Source organism: Nonomuraea sp. NPDC049129 (assembly GCF_040648495.1).
In the GTDB taxonomy this organism is placed as follows: domain Bacteria; phylum Actinomycetota; class Actinomycetes; order Streptosporangiales; family Streptosporangiaceae; genus Nonomuraea.
On sequence record NZ_JBEZDU010000046.1, the window covers coordinates 1 to 25,226 of the forward strand.

Below are 25,226 nucleotides of genomic sequence, written 5' to 3' on the forward strand. Positions count from 1 at the left end.
GATGCTCCGTCCGTCGGGCAGCAGTTCGCCGGTGTCGTCGAAGACGATGACACCGTTGCAGAGCAGACCCCAACCCTGCTCTGGGTGGTAGGCCACCAGACGCGCCGCGTCATGATCGATGGCGTCTGCGGATGGACAGGGTGGTTGATGCTGGCACATGGTCTTGTTTCCTTGGATCCTTGCTGGAATATCTGATCCTGCCGCTAGAGCACGCTGCGGTCAGGATGATCGTCATCTGGCGGTGCCTCCTGAGCGGTGAGGTTGGAAGTGGTGGCCGGGTGAGATGGCGACGATGGTGTTGAGGAAGCCGTGCGGGGTCGGCTCGCACCAGGACGGCCCTGAGCTGGTTGATGGCCTGGGTGCGGGCCTTGATCGCCGTGTCTTTGGCGACTTTGAGCATGCGGATCATCTCCACGCCGATTTGTCTGTGTCATCCTGCTGAGTTGAGGCATGGAAGCCGCAGCATGAGTTGAGCGCCTCCCCTATCAGATGCGCGGGCGGTCAGGGTGCCGTGGTGAGCGCGTGCGATGCCCTGGGCGATCGCCAGTCCGAGCCCGGCTCCGCCGAGCTCGCGGCCGCGAGCGCTATCGGTGCGAGAGAAGTGGTCGAAGACCCTGTCACGCTCCTCAGCGGGTATGCCCGGCCCGTCGTCGTCAACGGTGACGACGACCTCGCCCTTCTCACCGCTGACCGTCACCCATACTGCCGTTCTTCCGTGTCGCTGCGCGTTGTCCAGCAGATTGCCGAGCAGGCGGGCAAGGCCGCCTATCGTGCCACCCACGATCAGGCCCTGCTCCAGGTTCAGGTGAATGGGCAGGCCATCGGTTCGCTTGCCGACCTCGTCCACGATGAAGCCGGCCATGTCGATGAACACAGGCGCGTCGCCGACGCCGGCGTCCAGCCTGGCGAGTGTGAGCAGGTCGCTGACGATGTCCTGGATTCGGTCCACCTCCCGCAGGGTGTGGTGGATGAGCTCGCACAGATCAATCTGGCCGGGATACATCCGCGCCTCTTCCAGGCGCAGCCGAAGCCCTGCCAGAGGGGTGCGCAGTTCGTGCGAGGCATCGGTGACGAATTGCCGCTGCTGGGCCTGCACGCACTCCACCATGTAACTCACGAGGTTGACTGTCTCGCAGTTATCGCAAGCTGTAGCCATAGGATCCTCCTCAGAGCACGGCTTTCAGCAGCTACGGCGGATTCGTCTCCGAGACCAGTGGAAATACCTGTCTCCCGGGGCGAGTTCCCCCCGTTGCCCGGACACCTGACCTGGCCTGCCGGCGACCGAATCGCTGAAGTCAGCCGACACTCGCCGGGCGTCGTCGAGATCGGCAAGGTCGCGCCGAACCCATGACCGGGCGACCACCGCGAGTTCAGGGTCCATGGTCACCCTCCGTCATGTTCATGGTCGGGCGCCCAGAAGGCGCCTTCCCGCCACCGCGCGTCACTGCGCCTGCGCACCCGCCTTCAGTCACCGCGTGATACCGCAGCGTCATGGGTGCGCTACCTGTGAGCGTAAGCACATCGGTCGGTGCGAATGAATGTCCTAAAACGTTTTGTAATACATTCGTTACCTAAGTACCGCTGGTGGTACAGATCCCCTGTGCCGCATGAGCAAGCGAAACACATAGCCGCAGGCAGATCACGATTGTCGGCACTGGTGCAGGCAAGGTAACGCTTGACTCAGGAGACAGATTCGTCGCTCCGACATGGAGATAAACGATTCAGCTAGAGACCCTCGGAGATCCAGCCTCCTGGGTATCCGGGACGCCCGTGGTGTCCTTCCCGAGGATCCCCGAGCCCTCGCCTACGACGGCGCGGACCGTCGAGTGACCACGCCTCCGAAGTGACGCGTGAGACCGTGCCTCGCGCGTGCATGGACTTAGGAGTTCCCTGAAGGTCTTGGCAGGGCGGTCGGTATGCGGTCGCCTGTTCGCGGGCTATTGGGGTGGTGGCGGTGAGGGTCCAGGTGTTGTTGAGGTGGGTGAGGGCGAGGTTGACCAGGCGGCGAACGCGGGCGACCAGAACGCTCACCACCGTTCGGAGCGTTCGGCTGAGCATGCGCAACTCATGCTCAGTCCTTAGGAACGGTTCATGGCGGGCGCTAATGAGGAACAGGCGCGGAACCTGAGCTGTTCCTGCCTGTCACGCCGACGCGCGTACGACCACGAGAACCACCGCCAACGCCAGCACCAGGACGTCGATGGCTATCATCGGCGCCGAGTCAGACACCCGGATCCGGCTGACGATTGCACCCACCATCAGCATGACCAGCCCGATCGACGCGGCCGCGCCGAGCAACGGCACCATGAGCCCGGCGAGCAGCCCCACTCCCCCCGCTGCCTCGCACACGCCGATCAATCGCCACAACCTCGGCTGGAATCCTAGATGATCGCGAATTGCCAGCGATTGCGGCAGACTCAGAACTTTGATCCCGCCGGTCCCCATGAACAGGAGGCCGAGAAGGATCGACAAGAGGACAACGGTGGTGCTCATCGGTGGCTACTCCAAAGATCCATACAGCAACCTGCTGCCGCATGGCCTGTGCTATTGCGGCATCCAGATCAGGGTGAGTATGTCAGTCGTGCCCGTTGCGTCCCTGATGGGATGGGAAGAAAAGGGGAAACGGTGGGGGAGTCACCCCAATGTTGCAAAGCCTCAAGCGGCACCATCCCGTCCCGCATCTCGGTCATCGGGGAGCCCTCTGTTTCAAGAAGGAGGGGGCGTTCACCCCGAAGTGTGGACATCGGCTGTCATGCGGCGAGCAGCACTCTATCGATGGTCTGCTGCTCGTAGTCGATCGGGCTGAGGTAGTCGAGGGTGGAGTGGCGCCTTCGGGTGCTGTATCGGGTGATTCACTTGAAGACCGCCAGGCGGGCCTCGCGCGGCGAGGGCCAGCCCTTGGTGCCCTGCAGGGTCTCGCGTTTGAGGGTGGCATTGAACGCCTCCGCAGCGCTGTTGTCGGCGCTGGTGCCGACGGCGCCCATGGACTGGCGCACGCCGAGCTTGGCGCACAGCTTGGCGAACTCGGCCGAGGTGTACTGGGCCCGTGGTCGGAGTGCGTCGGACCTGGGCCGCCGAACACGGTCTCACCCCCACAGCCCGGGCCAGCAACGACCAGTCCGCCGGGCACGCCCAGGACTGATCCCGCGCCATCATCCTCGCCGTCATCGGACGCGTCGGGGTCGCGCAGCTCGCGGATCGGCCCCGGGCGCAAACGCGACTTTCACAGTTCCGACGCACCCGCCCTCCGACACTTGGCGGATGTCTGGGGACACGTTCGGAAGCGGAGGGCCGAGACAGCCGATCCCCGACCGTCACCGTTCACCCAAAAACTACGCACAGTTACTTTTCACTTGGTCGCACCGACCCGAGTGGAGGGCCTTTAGCGGTGGTACAGCGGTCGTGGAGGGGACAGGTGGCGCACAGGCCGGTAAGTTTCGCGAGGTCGACATCCACCCCAACCTCCGCCACGAGATGCAGCTCTGGCTCGACGAACGCCCCAACTGGCCCCATGCCATCGACAACCGGGCGCTGTTCTTCAACGCTAAAGAGGGACGGCTGACCGCCCGGGCCGTCGGCGGCATCATCGCTACGATCGCCCAAACTGCCGGCCTCGACGATCTCACCACCGCGCATGCCTTGCGCCACACCCTCGCCACCACCCTGGTCCGCGGTAAAAGCGACCTCGCCGTGGTCACCGAGATCCTCGTCACACCCGAGGGCAAGACCGGCCTGGTTCGGTGGGCTGGTCACCGACGCGCTCACCCTGCGAGACCAGTTGAGGGACCAGAACCTGGACGAGCGCGCCGCTGCTGCGGTCGGTCTGCTGGCACTGGTCGCCGGTCAAGACGTTAAACCCGCCGACGCTCCGATGGCATCGACGGACGGTGGCAGATCGCCCGCCGCACCGCACCGGACAGGATCCTCCGGGGGGTTTCTAGCTGAATCGTTTCTCTCCCTGTCGGAGCAATGCCTCGTCTTGGTCGGTCAAGCGTCGCCTTGGTGGCCAAGTGCCGACATACGAGCACTGCCTGAGCCTATGCGTTGAGCTCGCTCGTCCGGCACAGGGACCTGTGCAGCCAATGACGTTCATGTAACAGAAATATTACAAAACGTTTTAGACTATTCGGTCGCGCCGACTGAGGTGATTACGGTTCACCAAGTAGCGCACGCATGACGCCGCGGTATCACGCGGTGACTGAAGGCGGCTGCGCAGGCGCAGTGACGCGCGGTGGCGGGAAGGCGCCTTCTGGGCGCCCGACCATGAACATGACGGAGGATAACCATGGACCCTGAACTCGCGGTGGCCGCCCGGTCATGGGTTCGGCGCGACCTTGCCGATCTCGACGACGCCCGGCGAGTGTCGGCTGACTTCAGCGATTCGGTCGCCGGCAGGGATTTCGGTCGTCGAGTGAAGACCACGGAGATCCTGATCGCGGGCCCGGGATCCGACCTGGTGCTGCGTGTGTACACGCCGCACGAGGCGGTCAGGCCCCTGCCGGGGCTGCTGTTCGTGCATGGCGGCGCGTTTGTGATGGGCGACCTCGAATCGGAGCACTACCGGTGCCTGATTCTCGCTGAAGAGGCACAAGTGGTCGTCGTCTCCGTCGACTACCGCCTCGCCCCAGAGCATCCGTTCCCCGCCGGCTTTGACGACGTGTACGCGGCGCTGTGCTGGGTGGCGGCGCATGCCCAGAGCTTGGATATCGACCCGTCACGGATCGGGATCGGTGGAAGCAGTGCCGGTGCCGCGCTGTCGGCTGCGGTCGCCCTGGCCGCCCGCGATCGCGGCGGGCCGACATTGAAGTTCCAATTGTTGATCTACCCCGTCACCGACGATCGCATGGTGACCGCGTCGATGGCGCGCTTCACGCATACGCCAGGGTGGGACTCACGAAACTCGGTCACCATGTGGCAGATGTATCTCGGCGACCATTCCGATGACGTCTCGCCGTATGCCGCGCCGGCACGCGCGGCCTCGTTGAAGCACCTGCCACCAGCCTATATATTCGCCGCCGACAACGACCCGATGCGGGATGAGGCAATCGAGTTCGCGCGTCGATTGATAGACGCCGATGTTCCGACGGAACTACACTACGTGCCGGGAACGTTCCATGCCTTCGAACTTGAGGTCCCCGAGGCAGAGGTGTCCCGCCGTGCCTACGCCGAGCAGGCGAGGGCAACCAGTACGTGGCTGCGGGCATGAGCACCGTGCACGCCACAGCCGAGGAGCAGGCTCGGACCGTGCGCGTACGCCGGCTCCCGCAGGTGCCTGTCGAGGTGGGCCTCGGTGCTCTGCTCACAGTAATCGTGGTCATGTTCACAGTACTCAATTCGTCTTTCTGGTCGGCGTCGATTCTCCAGGCCGTGTTGCGTGCGGCGGCGGTGGCTGGGCTGGTGGTGGTGGGGGAGACGCTCCTGCTCATCCTCAAGCAGATCGACCTCTCCGTCGGATCGGTGGTGTCGCTGTCGGCCATCGTGGGCTGCCAGCTGGTCACCCACTACCACCTGCCGTGGCAGCTTGCCGTGCTCGGTGCGCTCGGTGTTGGTATGGCCGTGGGAGCGGTGAACGCACTGCTGGTGGTATGGGCGCGGCTGCCCGCGTTGATCGTGACGCTGGGGACGCTGTACGCGACAGGCGGTCTTTCGCTGGTTATCAGCGGGGGACTTCAGATCAGCGGACTTCCCGAGGGCCTTGTCGGGCTGGGCCAATCGCGGTTGCTTGGGCTGCCGTTCGCCGTCTATCTGCTGCTCGCCGTCGTCGCCGTGGCTCACGGAGTCATGAACCTGACGGTGTTCGGCAAGAGCGCTTACGCGATCGGGGGTAACGAGCGGGCCGCAGTACGTGCAGGTGTACCCGTGAGGCGCTACGTGACCTGCGCATTCATCGCCTCGGGAGGCTTGGCTGGGCTGGCCGGGATCCTGCTGGCCGGCCGGGTCGGCGTCGCCGACCCCACCCAGGGGCAGGGCCTGGAACTGACCGTGATCACCGCAGCCGTAGTGGGAGGGATCTCCCTGTTCGGCGGTGCCGGCACCATGCTCGGAGCTTTTCTCGGAGCCGTGTTCATCCAGGTGGTCACGATCGGACTCGTGCTGGTGGGCCTGGACTCGACTCTGCAGCCGGTCGCCAGCGGCGCGCTGCTGATCGTCGCGGTGGCAGTCGACACGTTGCGACGGCGAGCCAGACGTGCCTGAGGTGACCAGGATGCCGTCTCCCGGCCGGCCTTGGCTCGTCCGAACAAGTAGAAGTCACAGATCACGGCAACCGCATCCACTACAAGGAAGTCAGGAACAGGACATGATCGGTATCTCTGGGAAACGTCAGCGACGTGTCCTGGCGGCCGCGGCCATCGCGGTGCTCGCGCTGAGCGCCTGCGGCGCGGAGCCGGCGACGACCACGGGTGGCTCGACCGTTGGCCCTTCCGCCTCCAACGTCGACTACTTCAACTTGCCCACGAGCACCGGAGCATCATGTTCTATGCGAGGCAAGAAAATGATCTTCGTCTCTGTGCTTCGCGAGAATCCGGTCCTGCAAATCATGGCGCAGGGGGCGATCGACGGGGCCAAAAAAGCGGGCTTCGCCTCCGAGCAGTGGGTGGCGTCTCAGGGATTCGACGAGCCGGGGACCGTCACGTTGGCCACCCAGAGCATGGCACAGGGCGTCGACGGGATTGTCGTGTTGGCGTCCAGCCCGACGTTCTACCCGATGATCGCCCGGGCCAAGGCGATGGGGATCCCGGTAATCCAGACGCATTCGCCGATCGCCAAAGGCGAGGCGCCGGGTCTGCTGGGGCAGTTCTACCCGGATCCGACCTCCTACGGCAAGGCGGCCGCGGAGGCTATCGGCGCGCGCCTGAAGAAGGCCGGAAAGACCGGCAGCATCGCCATCATGCAGACCAGTTTCATCCCGAATGAGAACGCCGCGGCGAAGGCGTTCACCGAGACGATGAAGGCCGAATATCCCCAGCAGCATGTGCTTGCCCCGGTAGCCGAAGGTGGCGACTCGAGCAAGGCGATCGCGACCGAGACGTCCCTCGTCCAAGCCCACCAGGACCTGGTCGCGGCATTCGACACCAGCGGCAACGGACCGGTCAACTGGGCGACTACGCAGAAGGACACCGGCCGCCAGTTGGTGGTCATCTCGATGGATTACGCGAAGGCGAACCTCGAGCTGGTCAAGAGCGGCTCGATATTCGGTATCGTCGCCCAGCCGCTGTACCAGGAGCACTATCTGGCGGCTTTCGCGCTGGCGAAGGCCATCTGCCGTGATCCGATCGCCTACGACAATCCCTTGTCGGCTCCGATCGTGGAGCAGACACGGCTGGCGCCGTACTACGAGTTGCTGTCCAAGGTCAACATCCATTAGGCCAATGATGACTTCGCACCCGCTCATACCGCCCCATATTCCGAGCGCCCCACCCGCCGCCGGCTTCCAGCCGGAGCCGGCACAGCCGACCGCGCCCGTACTGGAAGCGCGTCACGTCAGCAAATCGTTCGGGGAGGTCGTCGTGCTCCACGACGTCTCACTCAGCCTCGACAGCGGACGTGTCCTCGGCCTGGTCGGGCAGAACGGCGCAGGCAAATCAACGCTGATGAAGATCCTGAACGGCCAGTACCCGTATGGCAGCTACCAGGGCAGCGTGGTGATCGCCGGACAGGAAGTCCGTCTGCGATCACCACGGGATGCCACGCAAGCCGGAATCGGCATTGTCCCGCAAGAGACCAGCGTTATCGACACCCTCAGCGTCGGTGAGAACATCCACCTCGGCCAGTACGGTGCCCGTCGCCTTCTCACCGTCGCCCAGTTGCAACGCCGAGCACAGGTATTCCTCGACGGCATCCAGCTTCCCCTCGATGCCCGCCTACCGGTCGCGTCGCTGACCACCAGCGAAAAGCAACTCGTCATGATCGCCCGCACTGTCTACGCGAGACCGCGGGTGCTGATCCTGGACGAACCGACAACAGCGCTCACGGACACCGAAGCCGGGCGCCTGTTCGACGTGGTCCGGTCCCTGTCCGGCCAAGGGGTCAGTTCCATCCTGATCAGCCACCGACTCAATGAGGTGTTCGATCTCGCCGACGACATCGCGGTGCTGCGCGATGGCCGACTCGTCGACGAGCTACCGCGAAGCAGCTTCGATCGAGGCCGAATAGTCACCGCGATCGCCGGACGACGGCTCGACGAGCCGTTCCCCAGCCGACCGACACATGTCCCAACCGCAGCCGGGCTGGCCGTGCGTGACCTCACTGTGCCCGATCCGCGCCGACCAGACCGGCTGGCGGTGAACTCCGTGTCCTTCAGTGCCGCCGCAGGCGAGATCATCGGTATCGGTGGCCCGCTGGGCTCTGGACGATCTGAACTGCTCGAGGCCATCTACGGACTGCTGCCCGCCCGGTCCGGGCACATCGACGTGCACGGCCGCGCGTTCACCCCACAGAACCCGAAGGCGTCGATCTCCCACGGCATCGCCTTCGTCCCCGAAGACCGCAAGAGCGACGGGCTGTTCCTCAACGGTAGCGTCGAGGACAACCTCACGCTGGCCATCCTGCGCACACTGAGCAGCCGCCTGCTCCTTCGTCCGGCTGCACGCCACGACACCGCAGCACGCCTGATCGACCAGTTCACGGTCAAGACTGACCAGGGCACCGCACCCATCACCTCCCTCAGCGGCGGCAATCAGCAAAAAGTACTGATCGCTCGCGCGCTCGCGGCCCGACCATCTGTGCTGCTGCTGGACGAGCCGAGCAAAGGCGTCGACGTCGGCGCTCGCGCCGAGATCTACCGGCTGATACGACAGGCGGCCTCCGACGGCGTGGCCATCGTCGTGGTCTCCTCCGAGGTTCCGGAACTGCTGGGACTCTGCGACCGCGTCATCGTGCTGTCCAAGGGCAGCGTGGTGAGCGAACTCGATGCCCGCACGACGACCCCGGAAGATCTCACCCTCGCGGCCATGTCGGGCACTCTCAACGCACGCACCACCCCGGAGACACCCCAATGATCGCCGCAGCGTCACTACGCACCGCTCTGCTCGACACCCGGACACGGCTGAACCACGTCCGGACCCCAGAGATCGAGTTGGCCCTCGCGATCCTCGTGTCGATTCTGGTCATCGGCGGACTGGAGAGTTCCTTCTTCCGCTACGCCAGCCTGGCAAACCTCGCCGTCGGCGCGGCCTTCATCGGGATCATCGCGCTCGGCGAATCCATCCTGCTCCTGGCCGGTGAGTTCGACCTGTCCGTCGGCGCGGTCGCCGGCCTGGCATCGGTCGTCGGCGCGAAATCCATGATCGCCACTGGAGGGAACATCCCGATCGGCGTCCTGGCCGCTGTCGGTACCGGCCTCCTCGTCGGCGCGATCAACGCCGCCTGCGTGGTCCTGCTCAGACTTCCGTCATTCATCACCACCATCGGCATGCAGTTCATCGCCTCAGGACTGGCAACGTTCATCACCCACGGAAACCCCGTATACCCACTGCCCGCAGCACTCACTCAGTTCGGCCTGGCCACCCCGCTGAACCTGTCATGGATGTTCTTCATCTTCCTCGGGCTAGGAGTGCTGATCGACCTCGGCGTACGATTCACGACCAATGGACGCCGGCTGATGGCCAGCGGCGGCGACCCCGCGGTAGCCGCGATCACCGGAATCCGCACCGGCCGCGTCAAAGCAGCGGCCTTCCTCATATGCTCAGGAATCGCAGCGCTCGCGGGTCTGCTGCAGATGGCCAGCCAGGGCGTCGCCCAGCCCACCACCGGCAACGGCGCCGAACTATCGGCGATCGCGGCGGCCGTCATCGGCGGCACGAGCATTTTCGGCGGTAGCGGATCACCACTCGGCGCGATGCTCGGCGTCCTTTTCCTGACCATCATCACGGTCGGCGTCGTCGTGGTCGGATTCGGAGCGAACTGGCAATCTCTCGCGATCGGCATCATCCTCGTGATCGCCATCGGGGCAGACGTCGCCCGACGCCGCGCCTCGACCCGACGAACCTAGCGATCACCACCGAATACCCCCTACCTGACAAGGACAACATGTCGCAGAATCCACCCTCATATGACCGGGAAGCCTCGTGATTCCCGAGGAACCGTTTCCAGCTTGGCTCGTTGAGCACGGCGCAGACGGCACCCGCCAGACACTGATCAGCATGTCCCCCGGAGAACTGCCCGACGGCGCCGTGACGATCAGGGTCACCTGGTCGGCAGTCAACTATAAGGACGCCCTGGCGACGGTGGCGAACAGCAACATCACCAACCTTCGAAGGCTCGTACCGGGCATCGACCTAGCCGGCACTGTGGTCGCCTCCGACGACGACAAGTTCAGCATCGGCGACGAAGTACTCGTGACCGGCTTCGGACTAGGCGTATCCCAACACGGCGGGTGGGCGCGATACGCACGCGTACCCGCCGATTGGGTCCTGCCGCTACCAGATGGTCTTTCGACGCGGCAAGCGATGATCCTCGGCACCGCCGGACTAACCGCCGGACTGTCGATACACGCGCTCGAGCGCCACGGCCTGACGCCGAACTCCGGCCCTGTCCTGGTGCTGGGAGCCACCGGAGGCGTCGGATCCATAGCGATCGGTGCGCTCGCCGCAGCCGGATATCACGTCTCAGCGGTCACCGGTAAGGCAGACCAAGCCAAATATCTCGCAGCTCTCGGAGCCAGCGAGATAATCGATCGCGAAATCTTGGTGCAAGCAGCAGATCGGCCACTGGGCAAAACACGCTGGGCGGCGTGCGTCGACCCCATCGGCGGTCCCGGAACCGGCTACGCTCTGCGGTCCCTTCTCTACGGCGGAGCGGTGGCTCTCAGCGGCCTCACCGCTGGAACCTCGCTGCACAGCACCGTCATGCCCTTCATCCTGCGCGGCGTGAGCCTGATCGGCATCGACTCCGTCCAAGCGGGTCTCGACCTACGTCGCCAGATCTGGTCACGACTGGCAACCGACCTGCGCCCCGTCGGACTGGATGAGTGCATCGCTCACGAGATTCCTCTCACCCACGTCGGACAGGCCGCCGACACGCTCCTGGAAGGTGGAGCCCTCGGCAGATTCCTCGTCGGCCTGGTGGGTGCCCACTAACAGCGAGGGGGCCTCAAGAGGAGGCAGGTCTCGGCGTGCGCCTCTCATCATTCAACTCCCGCATCCGAAACGTTTTTGCTACTGGTTTGGGCAAGGATAAGCCTCCATTCGGCAGATCTGAGATCCCATCTAGGCCCAATGCGATACGATTTGGGTAGCCAGAGGCAGCCGTATGCCCCAGGCTAGGTGAAGGGATCAAGTGCACCGTGGCACAAGGGCACTCAGACAGACGTCGGTCCGGCAGTGGACGGCAGATGGTCACCTTGAGTGACGTCGCGGCTCTTGCAGGCGTGTCGGTCTCGACGGCTTCGCAAGCGTTGAACGGCAATGCGGTCAAGGCCGAGACCCGCCAGCTCGTCCAGGAAGCGGCGGCCAAGCTGCGTTACGTGCCGCGTGGCGACGCCCGCGCGCTACGAACGGGACAGGCCACTTCGATCGCGCTATGGATCATCAACCGACCAGGAACGATCGTTTATACCGAAGCGTCGTTCTTCTATCCGCTTATCCGTGGCGTATTGGCCGGCGCTCAGGAGAACGAACACCGGATGACGCTGCACGTCACCGACCAGCCCCTTGACCGGGTGGGCAGGCAGCTGTTGGAAGAGTCGGCTCGCGGATCGTACGCTGCGTTCGTCATCGTGCCGCAGTGGGCCAACGACGGCAGCTACCTCTACGAGCTCCGGCGAACCGGAGTTCCCGTCGTGATGGTCAACGACGACGTCGCTGCCAGCGACGCCAGCGTTTCGATCAACAACGACACCGGCATCGAGGCGGCACTGGCCCATCTGGTCGAGCAGGGACACCGCGCGATCGCATACCTCGCAGGGCCCAAAGGCCATCTCGATGCTGACCGGCGTCTGCAAGCGTTCTATCGTGCCTCAGCCGAGCTGGGTATCCACGTGCGGTCCGCCTATGTACAACGGGGCGACTTCACCGTCGCAGACGGGATACAGGGTCTGGCGACGCTGCTCGACCGCTGCGCCGACTCGAAGATCACCTTCCCTACCGCCCTGATGACCGCCAACGACTACGTTGCGGCGGGCGCCCTCCAAGAGGCAGACAGGCGCGGCATCGCCGTACCGCGGGACCTGTCAGTCATCGGCTTTGACGACACCGAGATCGCATATGCGACCACGCCACCGTTGACCACCATCCGACAACCCATGTTCGAGGTGGGCCGGGCGGCCGCATATGCGGCAACCGGACTCGCGCAGAGCCTGCCAGTAGCAGATGCGGTTCAACTCGAACCGACACTCATTCTACGAGGATCTGTGGCCACCCCTCCCCAAGGTAACCGTTGAAGTCACGGTTCCCATCGGATCGGCGTCGCGTACGGGCGGCAGTGGCCCTTCCTCAGCTTAGTGATGGCGAGCGTCTGCGGGAAAAGCCAGGGCTTACGATCATCCTTGTCGGCAAGATACATCTCGCTGACCTGCTTGGCGAGCTGAAAGGCGATCTCCTGCTCTCGCTTGCGCAAGGCCACCCAGCCGGACCTACCATGTCGGCACCATTCGAACTGCGTCAGGACAGGGCCCAGGCCGTTGAGCACAGCCCAGCCGAGGGGATAAGGATCACGACCGCGTAAAGCAGATGCCGCCTGCGCTTGCGACCTGCAGCGCTCAGCCGCCCCCATCGTGACCAAAGCACGACCGCCGCCACGCACACGGCGAGTGGCCGTTCCATCCGATAGCCGCGACACCAGAAGGTGCACCCATACCCGTCGAGATCATGAGTTAGCCACTCAGATCCTGGCAGGCTAGGTGCACCTTTCTTGATCTTCAGCAAGCTCAGCCGACAACCGTTGAATCAGCAGGGGTGAGGCTACCGAGTCTTGGCTCGACGCCGACCCGCCGGTCAGTCGAGGGCGTCTGGCTTGTCATCGGTCCACTCTGTGGTGGTATAGGCCTGGTACTGGAGAACCGTCCCGGCCTTCGCCCAGGGGCGGTTCGCTGGCGGGTTGACGGCGATGGTCTCGTTCGCCAGCAGCATGCCGGTCTTCTGGTCGATCACCAGGCGCTGCTCGAACTCCCCCAGCTCTTCCGACTCTCCGAGCTGGCCGATGCCCGTTCCTGTGCGGCCGAGCGGGTCGGTGACGTTCTCAGTGAGCCGAATGCCGGGGGTATCGGCCAGCAACCGGTAGGCCGCCGCCCGTACCTGAGGCGGTACGGGTGCCTCGGCGAGCAGAAAGGCCCCTATGTGTGAGGCGTTCGGCCGCTTGGCGCGGGCCAGGAGGGCGTCGAGCTGCTCCGGGTCCGTGGGGAGGTCCGCCAGTTCCTTCGGCGTCATCACGCGGTCGCCGACTTTGTAGCGCGGCTTACTGGGCTTGTCATACTGCAGGGCGCCCTCCTTCGTGCTGAGCTCCCGGGTGACGTCGTTGGACTTGACCTGCCACGTCGCAGGCTTGCCGGCGCGCTTCCAGGCCGCCTGGTCTTCGTCGCGCAGGGGCTTGGCGCCCAGATCCTTGCTGCCGACGAGCAGGACGTCGGCTGAGCTCCAGTGGTCGAACTCGTCACGCTGCTCGACCAGATAGCCGTCGGACGTCTGGTATGTGATGCCCCAAACGTCTTTGACATGCCAGTATGTCCCCTCGGGAGCCTTCGCCGCCCGCGCCGCCGCGGCGAGCAGCACACTGCGCGAGTCCAGCGTGACCTTGGCATGCGCCGGCGTCCGCGAGCCTTCGACCGGCGAGTTCCCACCGGGCCGCGGCGACTCGTCGGAGAGCCCCGAAACTCCCGGAACCACGATCACGGTCGCTGCGGCGGCCCCCGCCAGCGCGACGGCGACCAGGGGGACGGGCCGGAGCAGCGAGGACCGCAGGCTGCGCCCTCGGGCCGCGGAGTGCCGCCTGGCGACCGGCTCGGCACCGGGCCGCCAGCCGATCCTCCGGGCGAGCTCGTCCGCGTTTCTCTCGCGAATCTGGGCACGCATCTGGCTCAGCTCACGCAGTTCAGTCATCCGTCTGTCCTCCCAGGGAAGTACGGACCCGGTTGCGGGCCCGGTTGAGCCGTGAGCGCACCGTGCCCACGGGAATGCCCAGCACTTCGGCGACCTCCATGTAGCTGAGTTCGCCCCACGCAATCAGCAGCAGGGCGTCGCGATCACCTTTCGACAGCCGGGCCAGCGCCTTGGCCAGCAGCGGGCTCGCCGCCTCCGCGGTGACCTTGCCGGCTACCTGGTCGGCATGGCCCTCCAGCACAGGATCGACCCCGGTCCGGGCGAGCGCGCGGTAGAAACGTGTCTCGGAGCGATGGTGCCGCAGGATGAGGTTGGCGGCGATCCGCCAGAGCCAGGGCCGGGCGTCACCGCGGTTGAGGTCGTAGCGGTGACGGTCACGGAAGGCGATGTGGAACGTGTCGGCCACGATGTCGTCGGCCAGGCTCTCGCCCAGGCGACGGGCCGCGTACCGGTGGAGCTGCGGGGCGTGCCGCTGGAAGATTCCGGCGAACTGCAGGGGATCGTCCAGCGAGCGGGCGACGATGGCCGCATCGTCGATCTCGTCGTTGTATATCTCACTGGGTGCGATCATGGCATCCCATCGTTTGTATCCGCCTCTCTGGATGTCGGGCTCTAAAGGTGATAGCCCGAAGGCGCTTGGCGGGTTCACGGTGTTTCGGGAAGTCCACCGGTTCAGGCGGCACAAGTAAGGGCACACGGGCATGCTGACCAGGCCGCTTGGGCTTTGGGGAGCGAGCGCGGTGACCACGAGATAGGCGTGGGCCAGCATGGCCAAAGTGACGTGCTGGTGCCAGGCGTCGTAGGGGCAGACCTAGATGTCACGCAGCGGGTCGGCGCCGCAAGCTGGGCTCCCGTTGAGCGATGGGTGCAACGCGGCTGGCTTTTATCTCGATTTGTGCGTTCTTTGTATGCCGGTCTCGCAATCTTGATCCGCAGCGAGCGCTTCGAAAGATCCCAGGGACAACAGCGACAACTGCATGGCCAGGATCAAGAACGACTCGCTCGGCAAGGCCACCGCCACCACCACCGCCTACCTGGAGGTCGTGGGCAAGGCCCCAGCCGCCGACACCGGCAACTTCGGGAGCTACGCCGGGGCCGATGCGCGCTTCGGTCGCCGGCACGTGCCTCATGTGGGGCGGCAAGGCCGGATCCAGCACATTCAATGGCCCATTCAAACACTGAGGCATTTTCATCCCCGAAGCAGCGGTCCGCTGGTCACGGCATGATCGCGAACTAGGCGTTCGCCTGACGACGCAAGAAACCCCTGGTAGATGGATTGATCACCACAACCAGATCCGTCACAACCAGGGGCCTCGGATGCTTTTCTATCGTGCCGCCGTCGATTTGTCGCCTCGGACGCTGAACTACGTCGCCGGGATGATCCGCCGGCACCGTAAGGCGATCGGGTCGGCCTGGCGGCTGCTCAACCCCGGGCAACAGGCGCTGCTGGTGCTGGTCTACCTGCGCAAGGGTGAGACGTTCACCGAGCTCGGCGCCGGGTTCGGGGTATCGACGGCGACCGCGTGGCGGTATGCGGAGGAGACGGTCGCGCTGCTGTCGGCCCGCTCACCCAAGCTCGGCCAGGCACTGCGCAAGGCGAAGCGGGATGGAGTGCACTATCTGGTACTGGACGGCACGCTGATCCACACCGACCGGATCGCCGCCGATCGGCCGTACTTCTCCGGCAAGCATCGCGTGCACGGAATGAACGTGCAGGTCATTGCCTCTCCGGACGGGAGCATCCTGTGGACCTCCGGAGCTCTGCCCGGCAAGGCGCACGATCTGAGCGCCGCCCGCATCTGGGGCATCCTGCGCGCCCTGGCGCAGGTGGGAATCATCACCCTGGCCGACAAGGCGTATCAGGGAGCCGAGGGCCCGGTCCGCACCCCGTACAAGGGCAAGAACAAACCCGAGTCCCAGAAGCAGGCCAACCGCGCCCACGCCAGGCTCCGCGGACCCGGCGAACGCGCAAATGCCCAGCTGAAGAGCTGGAAGATCCTCCGCAAGCTACGCTGCAGCCCATCCAAGGCCGGCCACCTCTGCAAGGCCATCGCCGTCCTTCAGAACCACCGCGTCACACAGGCCGTCTGAGGATGAAAAAGGGTCACTGTAGGAGCTGAACCCCTTTTAACCTGCGCATTCTTCTGACCGGCGCCGCCGTCGTCCCCCTGTCGCTTGTCGCTGGTCGGGCGGTTGGAGACCGCCCGCAGGCCGACAGTCGACGTCCGCTGCGCCGGCGTCGGCGATTCGCCTGTAGTGGATCAGGCGACTCTTGGTATGCAGGTGTTGGGGCGGGTTCGGTTTCAGAGGGGATTCCGAGCCCGTGAATGCGCGGGCGTTGGGCCACCGACGGAACCGCCGAACGCCCGCGTCCCTCCGCCGCGCGACCACGGTCATGGTGCGCCATCAGCGGTTTCTCGCTGTTAGTAATCGGACGAATGCGGATATGAAAGCGGCGGGGCGGGTTCGGATTCAGGGGGGGGAGCCGAACCCGTGACAAGGGCGGGCGCCCGACCACGGAGCAGACGTCGGGGCGTCCGCGCTCCCGCCTCCTGCGATCACCCGGCAACTCGGCAGTCCGGCCGATATGCCGACAATCAGCGGTTTTGGGCCCCGGCCACCACATGATCGACGCGAATCCGGGCATGGGTTCACGCGCGGTGATTCCGGGGGAGGACCGCAGCCAGCGTCAGGACGGACTGACAATCGAGATGTGGCACTCCGAGGTGCGCCCGGTGATCGGCCTGCATCCGATGAGGCTGGGCATCGCCTGCGGCCTCGGCCAATTGCCAGCCGTTCTTACGCTCCACCGGCGCCAGCAGCCCGACCAGATACGCCCGTGCCTGCCGACGCGGCTCTACCCGACCGAAACGACTGGCGACCCGCGCGAACACTTCATCCAGCCCGGCCGCCCACGACTGGAGATCCTCAGACGTCACCACACCCGACACGAACCCGACTATAGATCACAAAACATGACTGTAGTGCTAAATGAGTCAGGCCTCTGCGCCACCTCGGGAAGCTGGTGACACGAGTTCGTGTACGACGGCGAGGAAGTTGGCCGTGACCGGCCTCATGTGGGCGCGATCCCACACGGCGCCCACCTGCCATCTCGCGGGAGGCAATGCGATGGGCACTATGGTGACGGCGGGGGACGCGATCTTGGCGGCGCTGGCCGGCACGATGGCGATGCCGACGCCCGAGGCCACCAGGGCCACGACTGTCTGAAGATCGTGAGCTTCCTGAAGGATGTGCGGCCTCAGGTCGTAGGCCTTGAGGAAGCCGTCGAGCTGGGCCGCCAGTCCTGGGCCCTTCGCCGCCGCGAGCCGGATGAGCGGGTGGTCGTCCAGCCATGACACGACGCTCTCATCGCCTGGAGGCGCGGGTCCTTCGTCGCAGGACACGGCGACGGCGAGCGTGTCCGTGCGCAGGGCGATGGCCCCCAGGTCGTCCACAGGCAGCCTGACAAAACCGACATGCAGCCTGCCCGCCCGTATGAGGTCCAGCTGGGTGGCGGTGGACATGTCGTCGAGGGTGATTTCGACGTGCGGGTAGCGGCGGCGGAATGCCGCCACGGCGCGCGGGGCCAGGTCGATGGTGGACATTCCGAAGCCGACGCTCAGCAAGCCTGATTCGCCGAGTGCCGTCTGGCGGGCCCGGCGGGCCAGGATGTCCGCGCGGCGAACGAGGTCCTGGGCATCGGGGAGAAACATCTGGCCGAGGGGGGTCAGGGTGGCCCCGTGCCGTCCCCGGTCGAACAGCGGACCGCCTATCTCGGCCTCCAGAGCCTGAATCTGCTTGGTCAGAGCAGGCTGCGTGACAGCGAGCACCTGCGCCGCCCGGCCGAACGCACCCACCCTGGCCGTCTCAATGAACGCACGCAGCAGACGGATTTCCATTCCTGCAGTCTATGGAACCCGTCGAAAGTTTCATTGGACCGGCCCCCCTCGTATCGGGTGTGATGGAGCCCATCGATTCCAGTTCAGGGAGAAACCATTGTCACCGTCGACCGGCGATAAAAAGCAGGAGAGTGTCCTGCGGTGCGCTTCGGTGCAGTTCGAGGCAAGGCCGGACGCCAAAGAATATAATTTGGCGAGAATAGCGCACTTCGTGCGCGAGGCCGCCGCGGACTCCGTACAGGTCATCGCCTTTCCGGAGATGTGCCTGCTCGGCTACTGGCATCTCCGCAATCATTCGGCCGAGAAACTGCATGAGCTCGCGGAGCCGATTTCCGGGCCATCGACGACCGCGGTACGTCGCCTCGCGATGGAGAACGGCCTGGCCGTCGGGGTGGGATTCCTGGAGGTGGACGAGAACGGCCGCCTGTTCAACTCGTACGCGGTATGCCTTCCGGACGGACGCGTGCACCGCCATCGCAAGCTGCACGCGTTCGAGCACGAGGCCATATCCAGCGGCGCGGAGTACACCGTCTTCGACACTCCCTGGGGTGTTCGCCTCGGGGTTCTCATCTGCTGGGACAACAATCTCGTGGAAAACGTGCGCGCCACCGCTCTCATGGGCGCCTCCGTACTTTTGGCTCCGCATCAGACCGGTGGAACGGCATCACGCAGCCCGCATTCGATGAAGCCGATCCCGTTGGCGCATTGGCAGGCCAGATATCGGGATCGGGAAACGATCGAAGAGCAGTTCCGCGGGCCCAGCGGACGTGAATGGCTGCTGCGCTGGTTGCCGGCGCGTGCCCACGACAACGGGCTCGGCGTCGTCTTCAGCAACGGCGTCGGGCGAGACGACGACGAGGTGCGTACCGGGAACGCCATGATTCTCGACCCCTATGGCCGGATCCTGGTCGAGACGACCTCCCCTGAGGACACCATGGTGGTCGCCGATCTCGACCTGAATCTCCTGCCGATGTCCACCGGGCGGCGCTGGATGATGGGGCGCAGGCCCGAGCTGTACGGCATTCTCACCGAGCGTTTCGGCGACGAACGCGACCCGCGCGCCGCGCGTTTCTCCGACGAGCCCGCGCGGATCGACGTCTCACGTCCTCACGACATGCAGCAAGAAAGTCACCCATGATGAAAACACATCCGATCACGGCTGTTGCGGCGGGTCTGGCGATCCTCGCGGGACTCGCCGGATGCGGCAAGGGCAGCTCGTCAGCCGGCGGAGAAGACACCGGCAAGGAGATCAGGTTCGTCGCCGCCAAGTACGACGACGACACCCAGCCATACTGGGAGAGCCTGATCGAGCAATTCGAAGCGAAGAACCCCGGGTACAAGGTCAGGCTTGAGATCATTGATTGGGAACAGATGGATGCCAAGGTGAAAACCTACATCCAAACCCGTCAGCAGCCCGACATCCTCAACTACAACGCTTATTCCGACTTCGCGCGCGACGGCCTGATCTACAAGGCGTCCGATGTCGTCTCGCCGCAGGTCATGAATGACTTCCTGCCCAAGTTCGCCGACGGGGCCAAGTACCGTGGACAGCAATACGGACTACCCTTCCTCGCCAGCGCACGGCTGTTCTTCTACAACCGGGACATCTTCCGCAAGGCCGGGATCGCCGAACCGCCGAAGACCTGGGATGATGTGAAGCTCGCCGCTCAGAAGATCAAGTCCGCGGTGAACGGGGTGAGCCCGCTCGGGTTGCCGCTCGGTGTCGAAGAGGCACAGGCCGAGTTCTTCATCTGGTCGATGAACAATGGCGGTGGCTGGGTGGACTCCTCCGGCAAGTGGGCGATCAACCAGCAGGCCAACGTCGACACGCTCCGGTTCCTGCGGGAGCTGACAAAAGCCGAACTGACCCAGCCGAACCCGGAGACCACCAACCGCAAGGACGTGTTCAACCAGTTCTCGCAGGGCAAGATCGGCATGCTGAACGGCGCCGTCTTTCAGCGCAAGGGCTTCATCGACACGGTGGACAAGAACCTGCCGTACGGTGTGGCGCCCCTGCCCGGCGCAGCCGGCGCGACCTCCCAGACGCTCAGCGTCCAGGACTTCCTGGTGGCCTTCAAGAACGGCGACGGTAAGAACAAGGACGCCGTTTCGAGGTTTCTCAATTTCTTCTACCAGAAGGACAATGTCGCCGGGTTCCTCAAGACCGAAGGCTTTCTGCCGGTCACCAGGTCGGCCGGCGACGCGTTGAGTTCCGACCCGTACTACAAGCCCTTCGTCGAGTCGTTGGCGAACCCGCGGTTCGCACCGACCGACGATCCGGCCTGGAGCGCGGTCGCGGGCGCCGCCAAACAGCAGATAGGAACCGCCGTGGCCGACGCCGACCCCAAAACCGTCCTGGACAAGCTCCAGGACGTCGCCGCGAAGAACGACTGACATGCACGACGCGCGAACCACGCCGCTTGGAACAGCATCGAGCGGCGTGGTACCACGATCCAATTTGTGGCGCACCGCAGGCCGGGTACTGACGCCGCTGGCGTGGGTCGGCCCGGCCGTGGCCCTGATTCTCGGCGTCGTCCTGTGGCCTGCCGTCGAGATGGTGCGGACATCCCTGACGAAAGTCAGTTCCTCAGGTCTGTCCACCGGGTTCACCGGTTTTCGCAACTACGCCGAGCTGTTCGGCGAAGACGACCTCGTGCTGGTGCTGTGGCGCACGGCGCTGTGGGTGGTCGGCGTCGTGGCCGTCACCATAGTGGTCTCTCTGGCATTGGCACAGGTCCTGAATGCCCGCTTCCCTGGACGCCGGTTGGTGCGGTGGGCGGTGATCGTGCCATGGGCGGCCTCAGTCCTCATGACCGCCCTGCTCTGGAAATGGATGCTCGACGACTTCTACGGCGTGGTGAACAAGCTCCTCATGGACATAGGAGTGATCGACACGCCCGTGAACTGGCTCGCCCACCCGGAGGTGGCGTTCGCCTGCATGATGGCGGTTTCGGTCTTCGTCTCACTGCCGTTCACCTCCTTCGTCATCCTCGCCGGCCTGCAGACCATCCCTGGCGAGGTGTATGAGGCGGCACGCGTCGACGGCGCGGGGCAACTTCGCACATATTTCCAGATCACCTTCCCCCTTCTGCGGCCGGTGTTGTTCGTCGCATCGGTCATCAACATCATCAATGTCTTCAATTCCTTTCCGATCATCTGGGCGATGACCCAGGGCGGGCCGGGACACGCCACCGACACCACGACGACCTACATGTACAAGATCGCTTTTCTGAACCAGGACGTCGGCGAGTCCGCCGCCCTGGCCGTGGTCAACTTTGCACTGATTCTCACCCTCGCGCTGCTCTACTCATGGGGTGCGCGTCGGCAGGGGAGGGCGCAGGCATGAGATCGCCGATACGGCCGCGTACCGTACTCATCACGGCCGTCGGATGGCTGATCGCCATCGCCTTCGTCGCGCCGTACCTGCAGATGTTCCTGACCGCCCTCAAACCGGCACCCGAACTGATGCAGTCGCCACCCTCCTACCTCCCCAGAACATGGGAGTGGGCGAACTTCGTGAATGTTTGGAAGGTGAACGATCCCAAGATCTGGGCGGCCCTGAGGTTCTCACTCCAGGTCTCAGGCGCAGCCACCGTCCTGGCGTTGGCCGTGGGCTTGCCGGCGGCCTACTACACGGCACGCAACCAATACCGCGGACGTGGCGCGTTCCTGTTCGTCGTGCTTGTCACGCAGATGTTCGCACCGACCGCATTGCTGGTCGGCATCTACCGTGAGCTCGTCGCACTGGACTGGACGGACACGAGCCAGGCGCTGATCGTCGTGAACGCCGCGTTCAACCTGCCGTTCTGCGTATGGATTCTGAACGCCTACTTCTCCAGCATCCCGAAAGAAATGGAGCAGGCAGCCTACCTCGACGGCGCCGGCCGCCTCACGGCCTTCACCCGCGTGATGCTTCCGCTGGCCATGCCCGGCGTGGTGACAGCGGCCGTCTACACGTTCATCGGGACCTGGAACGAATACATCGTGGCCATCACCGTGACGTCCTCGGACGACCGGATGACCCTCACCAGAGCGATCCCCGGGTTCGTCACCCAGTATCACGAGCAGTGGCAGTACTTGTTCGCTGTCTCACTTATCGCGATCGTCCCCGTCGTCATCCTCTTCGCTTCGATCGAACGCCATCTCGTCGGCGGTCTGACGGCCGGGAGCGTCAAATAGCCACGGCCGAGCCATGACACACCGACTTTTCAGAGTGCCTGGATCGGGTCGAAGAATCGGGCGATGTTCGCAGGCAAGCCGCAGCGCGAGGATCTCAACCCGTGCGACATCCCGGCACAGGCACAACCCTTCAAGTAAATTCGCCGGCCGGCCTTCAGCCAAGGACCCTGGATGACGATGCAATTTTCCCCTTAGAAGGCCTGGGGCCTTGAATCTTTTAAGCACATGGCCCCAACGAGAGTTCGGATAACCTGACATGAACACTTCGGCAGATCCCGCCGCGATCGGCATCGACCTCGGAGCCACCCACATCCGCGCCGCGATCGTGGCAGCCGACGGCACCGTGGCAAGCACCGTACGGCGCGTCCTGCCCACCGATGCCGGCGCCCGGAGGCACGCCACCACCGAGGTCGCACTCCAACTGCTCGACCGCCATCCCGGCCGCCACATCCACGCCGTCGGACTCGCCGTCGCGGGAACCGTATCCAACGGCGTCCTGACCTGGTCGGCGAACCTCGGCCTCGAAGCCGTGGACTACCGCCGCGAGATCCAGACGGCGACCGGCCGGGCCACGACCGTGCTCAACGACGCCCGCGCCGCCACACTGGCCGAGGCACGTCTGGTCGCCAACGGCGATGCGGCCACCATCCTCATGGTCACTGTCGGCACGGGCATCGGCGGCGGCGTCTTCATCAACGGCCACCTGCACAGCGGCACCGGCGACGCCGGCGAGGTCGGCCACGTCGTCGTCGACCCCAGAGGGCCTGCCTGCCGTTGCGGACGATACGGATGCTGGGAGCAGTTGGCCGGCGGTCTCGCGCTGAACGTCGCCGCGCTGGAGGAGGCACGGGCCAACCCCGGCGGACGGACCGCCGCTATCGCTGGGGATGGCCGTCCGAGCACCGCATGCCTGGCCCAGGCCGCCGCCGAAGGCGACGGCATCGCCATGGGCGTCATCCGCCGCTGTGCCGACCTGTTCGCCGTCGGCCTCGACAGCCTCTGCGCCGTCGTCGCCCCGCATGTCCTCCTGCTCGGCGGCGGCATCATGGCGAGGCCGGGTCCGATTCGGGATGCGTACCTCGCGGCGGCCCGCACGCTGCGCTGGCACAAGGGAGACGTCCGGACGGCGGTGCTGGGCGACGACGGGGGCATGATCGGTGCCGCACTGGCAACCTGGAACCCCTGATCCCCACCAGCCAGGGCCGCAGCCGGCTCGGAACTACCTGCCTCCAGCATGTGGGGCACGAAGAAAACGTGCGTGCCATCATGCGCCATCCGGCCCATACGGTCGGGAGTGACGGGCTGCTCGCGGGAACCCGGCCGCACCCTCGCGCCTGGGGCACCTTTCCCCGCCTCCTCGGCCGCTTCGTCCGCGAACTCAACCTGCTGACCCTGGAGAAATGCGTCGCAAAGATGACGTCACGACCCGCCCGCCGCATCGGACTCACCACCCGAGGTCTGATCAAGCCCGGACACCAGGCCGACCTGGCGCTCTTCGACCCCGAGACGGTCGGCGACGTCGCGACATACGACAACCCCCGGCCGCAGCCTTCCGGCATTCCCTTCGTCATGGGCACCTGGGTCATTAAGAGGGTCGGCCCACCGGCGCCCTGCCCGGTCGTTCCGTCCGTCGGCCTGGCTGAGAAGGCCCCGGTCATCTGGCGAAGGGCCCTCCCGCAAGTTCCCATTCCGGGCGTGGCTCGATGATCAAGGCGTGCAGGGTATGCGCGTGGATGACAGGTTGCGGTACAGCAGTTTCGCGTCGCACGCGCGGACAGGTGCCGCCGCAGTCTCGATGGTCGCCGGTGCGGGCTGCGCGCCAGGCACGGGCATGGGCATGGTAGCGGGCGGCGTGGCTGGGGCGGTGTGTCCGGGATGCCACCAGCGGTCGGCTAGGGCCGCTTCGGCCACCCCCGATCGGTTGCGGCGTTGGGGGATGGCCGGTGCGGGGGAGCGCGGCGAGGATGTGCGCGGGGGTGAAGTCGGCGTCGACCTCGCCCTGTACCGGCAGGCGGCTCCCGCGTCAGTGCCGGGGCTAACGTCGGGAGTGGCGGTCATCGGGCCACGTGCGCGCTGACTTTGGCCAGCGCGGCGAGGTAGCCGTCCAGCAGTTCCTCACAGTTCCTCATCGTCGGGGTCCCCCGTGCGGGAGCTTGATGAAGGCTTCCTGGAAGGCGGCGACGCCGGGCAGGTCGACGGCGCCGACCGCGGTGGCCCGGCAGGGGCGCGGACGGGTCTTGGCGGGCGAACAGCAGCTCGTCGGAGATGTCGCGGGTGGAGCCGGGCGTGTCGACCTCCAGCGCGCCTTCTGCGACGCACAGACAGACGAACTCATCGCGGGTCACGCTCGCCTGGTCGGGGTGGAATAGCAGTCCGAGGACGTAGAGGCCGTGGGCGCCTCGCTCGGGCGGTACGACGATCGGGGAGATGATGGGGTTGCCGTCCAGGGCCTTGGTGAAGGCGTCGAGGTTGTGCCGGCGGTGGGACTCAACGTGGACGGCCCGGGCCAGTTGGTTGAGCGCCGATCGCTGCGCCGAGCGTGGTCATCCGCTCTTTGAGTCCCATGCTGGTGAAGGCGAACGGGAAGTACTCGTCGCTGGCGTCGATCTCAGCGCGGGCCCGTTTGTTGTAGTGGGCGAAAAGGACGGCCAACTCGCGCAGGCGCGGGTCGCGGGCCACCAGCATGCCCCATTCCCCGGTGGTGGTCGCCTTCTGCTTGGTGGAGAAGACCGCCAGGTCCCCCAGGTGCCGACGGGCCGGTTGTCCCAACGGGCGAAATGGGGGTGGGAGAAGTCCTCCAGGAGGGCCAGTCGGCTCTCCCCGGTGTGGCCGGCAGATTGCGCTCTGGCGGTCGCAGCAGAATGTGTGGGGGCTGGGGTTGCTCGGTCAGCTGTCGGCGCAGGCATCGAAGGAACGGAGCAGGCGACGCAGAGCGCTGGTGAGAGCGGGCAAGCCAGGATCACCCCTCGGGTGGCCGGCTCATACCCTGCAGCGTCAGCTGTCATCGGTCGGGCCTTCTCCGCTGGCAGGATCCTCAGCCGCGGCGATCGCCGCGTCCAGCACGCAGAGTTGACGGGGAAGGACATCTCCTGCGTCATGAGATCGATCATGGCGA

The 25,226-nt window shown here is 65.3% G+C and carries 24 protein-coding genes and 4 pseudogenes; 17 read left to right on the top strand and 11 right to left on the bottom strand.

Annotated elements, in window-relative coordinates:
- The 4 genes and pseudogenes from AB0B64_RS58200 to AB0B64_RS58215 form a co-directional block, all read right to left on the bottom strand.
- Positions 1-159, bottom strand: a 159-nt coding sequence (locus AB0B64_RS58200; protein WP_358205292.1) for a DUF5999 family protein, incomplete at its 3' end; no start/stop codon positions are given.
- Between the two features lie 271 nt (positions 160-430).
- Complete coding sequence (locus AB0B64_RS58205; RefSeq protein WP_357961551.1) at positions 431-1,096, bottom strand: HAMP domain-containing sensor histidine kinase; 666 nt, start codon at positions 1,094-1,096, stop codon at positions 431-433.
- 1,046 nt (positions 1,097-2,142) lie between these two features.
- Positions 2,143-2,493, bottom strand: a complete 351-nt coding sequence (locus AB0B64_RS58210) for a DoxX family protein (protein WP_357961548.1) — start codon at positions 2,491-2,493, stop codon at positions 2,143-2,145.
- A gap of 257 nt (positions 2,494-2,750) precedes the next feature.
- Positions 2,751-3,044, bottom strand: a pseudogene (locus tag AB0B64_RS58215) (integrase core domain-containing protein); the annotation flags it as partial.
- Positions 3,045-3,474: 430 nt separating this feature from the next.
- Between AB0B64_RS58215 and AB0B64_RS58220 the strand changes: the two are divergent.
- The 9 genes and pseudogenes from AB0B64_RS58220 to AB0B64_RS58260 all read left to right on the top strand — a co-directional run.
- Positions 3,475-3,648, top strand: a pseudogene (locus tag AB0B64_RS58220) (integrase); the annotation flags it as partial.
- A 97-nt stretch (positions 3,649-3,745) separates the two neighbouring features.
- Positions 3,746-3,927: pseudogene (locus AB0B64_RS58225) on the top strand (IS5/IS1182 family transposase); the annotation flags it as partial.
- A 358-nt stretch (positions 3,928-4,285) separates the two neighbouring features.
- A complete protein-coding gene (locus AB0B64_RS58230) occupies positions 4,286-5,206 on the top strand; it encodes an alpha/beta hydrolase (RefSeq protein ID WP_357961545.1) in 921 nt (306 codons plus the stop codon).
- On the top strand, positions 5,203-6,195 hold the full coding sequence (locus tag AB0B64_RS58235) for an ABC transporter permease (RefSeq protein ID WP_357961542.1): 993 nt from the start codon (positions 5,203-5,205) through the stop codon (positions 6,193-6,195). The genes AB0B64_RS58230 and AB0B64_RS58235 overlap by 4 nt, the downstream gene beginning before the upstream one ends.
- Before the next feature lie 103 nt (positions 6,196-6,298).
- Entirely contained in the window at positions 6,299-7,366 is a 1,068-nt protein-coding gene (locus tag AB0B64_RS58240) for a substrate-binding domain-containing protein (RefSeq protein ID WP_357961539.1), read from the top strand.
- Positions 7,367-7,508: 142 nt separating this feature from the next.
- Positions 7,509-8,999, top strand: coding sequence for a sugar ABC transporter ATP-binding protein (locus AB0B64_RS58245; RefSeq protein ID WP_357961537.1), 1,491 nt, complete (start codon positions 7,509-7,511; stop codon positions 8,997-8,999).
- On the top strand, positions 8,996-9,991 hold the full coding sequence (locus tag AB0B64_RS58250) for an ABC transporter permease (RefSeq protein ID WP_357961534.1): 996 nt from the start codon (positions 8,996-8,998) through the stop codon (positions 9,989-9,991). Before AB0B64_RS58245 ends, AB0B64_RS58250 begins: the two co-directional genes overlap by 4 nt.
- A gap of 76 nt (positions 9,992-10,067) precedes the next feature.
- A complete protein-coding gene (locus tag AB0B64_RS58255; protein ID WP_358205190.1) occupies positions 10,068-11,078 on the top strand; it encodes an acryloyl-CoA reductase in 1,011 nt (336 codons plus the stop codon).
- 254 nt (positions 11,079-11,332) lie between these two features.
- Positions 11,333-12,379: a LacI family DNA-binding transcriptional regulator gene (locus tag AB0B64_RS58260; protein ID WP_357961528.1), complete on the top strand. Its 1,047-nt coding sequence runs from the start codon at positions 11,333-11,335 to the stop codon at positions 12,377-12,379.
- Positions 12,380-12,381: 2 nt separating this feature from the next.
- Here the strand turns inward: AB0B64_RS58260 and AB0B64_RS58265 are convergent, their stop codons facing one another.
- From AB0B64_RS58265 to AB0B64_RS58275, 3 genes are all read right to left on the bottom strand, one after another.
- Positions 12,382-12,561, bottom strand: a complete 180-nt coding sequence (locus AB0B64_RS58265) for a hypothetical protein (RefSeq protein ID WP_358205198.1) — start codon at positions 12,559-12,561, stop codon at positions 12,382-12,384.
- A gap of 371 nt (positions 12,562-12,932) precedes the next feature.
- Entirely contained in the window at positions 12,933-14,033 is a 1,101-nt protein-coding gene (locus AB0B64_RS58270; RefSeq protein WP_357961522.1) for a CU044_5270 family protein, read from the bottom strand.
- Positions 14,026-14,604 carry an RNA polymerase sigma factor gene (locus AB0B64_RS58275; RefSeq protein ID WP_357961520.1) on the bottom strand — a complete coding sequence of 193 codons (579 nt, stop codon included), beginning with the start codon at positions 14,602-14,604 and terminating at the stop codon, positions 14,026-14,028. The genes AB0B64_RS58270 and AB0B64_RS58275 overlap by 8 nt, the downstream gene beginning before the upstream one ends.
- Positions 14,605-15,010: 406 nt before the next feature.
- On the opposite strand from AB0B64_RS58275, the gene AB0B64_RS58280 reads away from it, so the two are divergent.
- Entirely contained in the window at positions 15,011-15,259 is a 249-nt protein-coding gene (locus tag AB0B64_RS58280; RefSeq protein ID WP_358205203.1) for a hypothetical protein, read from the top strand.
- Between the two features lie 91 nt (positions 15,260-15,350).
- Complete coding sequence (locus AB0B64_RS58285) at positions 15,351-16,124, top strand: transposase family protein (RefSeq protein WP_358205207.1); 774 nt, start codon at positions 15,351-15,353, stop codon at positions 16,122-16,124.
- Between the two features lie 656 nt (positions 16,125-16,780).
- Here AB0B64_RS58285 and AB0B64_RS58290 read toward each other — a convergent pair.
- Together AB0B64_RS58290 and AB0B64_RS58295 are read right to left on the bottom strand one after the other, a co-directional pair.
- Positions 16,781-16,936, bottom strand: a pseudogene (locus AB0B64_RS58290) (IS701 family transposase); the annotation flags it as partial.
- A 93-nt stretch (positions 16,937-17,029) separates the two neighbouring features.
- Complete coding sequence (locus tag AB0B64_RS58295) at positions 17,030-17,932, bottom strand: LysR substrate-binding domain-containing protein (RefSeq protein ID WP_358205212.1); 903 nt, start codon at positions 17,930-17,932, stop codon at positions 17,030-17,032.
- A gap of 97 nt (positions 17,933-18,029) precedes the next feature.
- Between AB0B64_RS58295 and AB0B64_RS58300 the strand changes: the two genes are divergently transcribed.
- The 6 genes from AB0B64_RS58300 to AB0B64_RS58325 all read left to right on the top strand — a co-directional run bounded on the left by AB0B64_RS58300 (position 18,030) and on the right by AB0B64_RS58325 (position 23,818).
- Complete coding sequence (locus AB0B64_RS58300) at positions 18,030-19,070, top strand: nitrilase family protein (protein ID WP_357961511.1); 1,041 nt, start codon at positions 18,030-18,032, stop codon at positions 19,068-19,070.
- Positions 19,067-20,326, top strand: a complete 1,260-nt coding sequence (locus AB0B64_RS58305) for an extracellular solute-binding protein (RefSeq protein WP_358205217.1) — start codon at positions 19,067-19,069, stop codon at positions 20,324-20,326. Before AB0B64_RS58300 ends, AB0B64_RS58305 begins: the two co-directional genes overlap by 4 nt.
- Before the next feature lies 1 nt (position 20,327).
- Positions 20,328-21,278: a sugar ABC transporter permease gene (locus tag AB0B64_RS58310; protein WP_358205221.1), complete on the top strand. Its 951-nt coding sequence runs from the start codon at positions 20,328-20,330 to the stop codon at positions 21,276-21,278.
- On the top strand, positions 21,275-22,111 hold the full coding sequence (locus AB0B64_RS58315; protein ID WP_357961502.1) for a carbohydrate ABC transporter permease: 837 nt from the start codon (positions 21,275-21,277) through the stop codon (positions 22,109-22,111). The genes AB0B64_RS58310 and AB0B64_RS58315 overlap by 4 nt, the downstream gene beginning before the upstream one ends.
- Before the next feature lie 256 nt (positions 22,112-22,367).
- Positions 22,368-23,297 carry an ROK family protein gene (locus tag AB0B64_RS58320; protein WP_357961499.1) on the top strand — a complete coding sequence of 310 codons (930 nt, stop codon included), beginning with the start codon at positions 22,368-22,370 and terminating at the stop codon, positions 23,295-23,297.
- 68 nt (positions 23,298-23,365) lie between these two features.
- Complete coding sequence (locus tag AB0B64_RS58325) at positions 23,366-23,818, top strand: amidohydrolase family protein (RefSeq protein ID WP_357961496.1); 453 nt, start codon at positions 23,366-23,368, stop codon at positions 23,816-23,818.
- A 347-nt stretch (positions 23,819-24,165) separates the two neighbouring features.
- On the opposite strand, the gene AB0B64_RS58330 is transcribed toward AB0B64_RS58325, so the two are convergent.
- Both AB0B64_RS58330 and AB0B64_RS58335 read right to left on the bottom strand, forming a co-directional pair.
- Positions 24,166-24,456, bottom strand: coding sequence for a hypothetical protein (locus AB0B64_RS58330; protein ID WP_357961493.1), 291 nt, complete (start codon positions 24,454-24,456; stop codon positions 24,166-24,168).
- Between the two features lie 142 nt (positions 24,457-24,598).
- The gene (locus AB0B64_RS58335; protein WP_357961553.1) at positions 24,599-24,796 is read right to left on the bottom strand and encodes a hypothetical protein; all 198 of its coding nucleotides are present in this window, start codon (positions 24,794-24,796) and stop codon (positions 24,599-24,601) included.
- Between the last annotated feature and the right edge of the window lie 430 nt (positions 24,797-25,226).

Bases quoted from the DNA above. Each gene is read 5' to 3' on its own strand.
- AB0B64_RS58210 (WP_357961548.1), bottom strand. From the start codon at position 2,493: ATGAGCACCACCGTTGTCCTCTTGTCGATCCTTCTCGGCCTCCTGTTC.
- AB0B64_RS58230 (WP_357961545.1), top strand. From the start codon at position 4,286: ATGGACCCTGAACTCGCGGTGGCCGCCCGGTCATGGGTTCGGCGCGAC.
- AB0B64_RS58235 (WP_357961542.1), top strand. From the start codon at position 5,203: ATGAGCACCGTGCACGCCACAGCCGAGGAGCAGGCTCGGACCGTGCGC.
- AB0B64_RS58240 (WP_357961539.1), top strand. From the start codon at position 6,299: ATGATCGGTATCTCTGGGAAACGTCAGCGACGTGTCCTGGCGGCCGCG.
- AB0B64_RS58250 (WP_357961534.1), top strand. From the start codon at position 8,996: ATGATCGCCGCAGCGTCACTACGCACCGCTCTGCTCGACACCCGGACA.
- AB0B64_RS58260 (WP_357961528.1), top strand. From the start codon at position 11,333: ATGGTCACCTTGAGTGACGTCGCGGCTCTTGCAGGCGTGTCGGTCTCG.
- AB0B64_RS58270 (WP_357961522.1), bottom strand. From the start codon at position 14,033: ATGACTGAACTGCGTGAGCTGAGCCAGATGCGTGCCCAGATTCGCGAG.
- AB0B64_RS58275 (WP_357961520.1), bottom strand. From the start codon at position 14,604: ATGATCGCACCCAGTGAGATATACAACGACGAGATCGACGATGCGGCC.
- AB0B64_RS58280 (WP_358205203.1), top strand. From the start codon at position 15,011: ATGGCCAGGATCAAGAACGACTCGCTCGGCAAGGCCACCGCCACCACC.
- AB0B64_RS58285 (WP_358205207.1), top strand. From the start codon at position 15,351: ATGCTTTTCTATCGTGCCGCCGTCGATTTGTCGCCTCGGACGCTGAAC.
- AB0B64_RS58295 (WP_358205212.1), bottom strand. From the start codon at position 17,932: ATGGAAATCCGTCTGCTGCGTGCGTTCATTGAGACGGCCAGGGTGGGT.
- AB0B64_RS58305 (WP_358205217.1), top strand. From the start codon at position 19,067: ATGATGAAAACACATCCGATCACGGCTGTTGCGGCGGGTCTGGCGATC.
- AB0B64_RS58310 (WP_358205221.1), top strand. From the start codon at position 20,328: ATGCACGACGCGCGAACCACGCCGCTTGGAACAGCATCGAGCGGCGTG.
- AB0B64_RS58315 (WP_357961502.1), top strand. From the start codon at position 21,275: ATGAGATCGCCGATACGGCCGCGTACCGTACTCATCACGGCCGTCGGA.
- AB0B64_RS58320 (WP_357961499.1), top strand. From the start codon at position 22,368: ATGAACACTTCGGCAGATCCCGCCGCGATCGGCATCGACCTCGGAGCC.
- AB0B64_RS58335 (WP_357961553.1), bottom strand. From the start codon at position 24,796: ATGCTGGTGGCCCGCGACCCGCGCCTGCGCGAGTTGGCCGTCCTTTTC.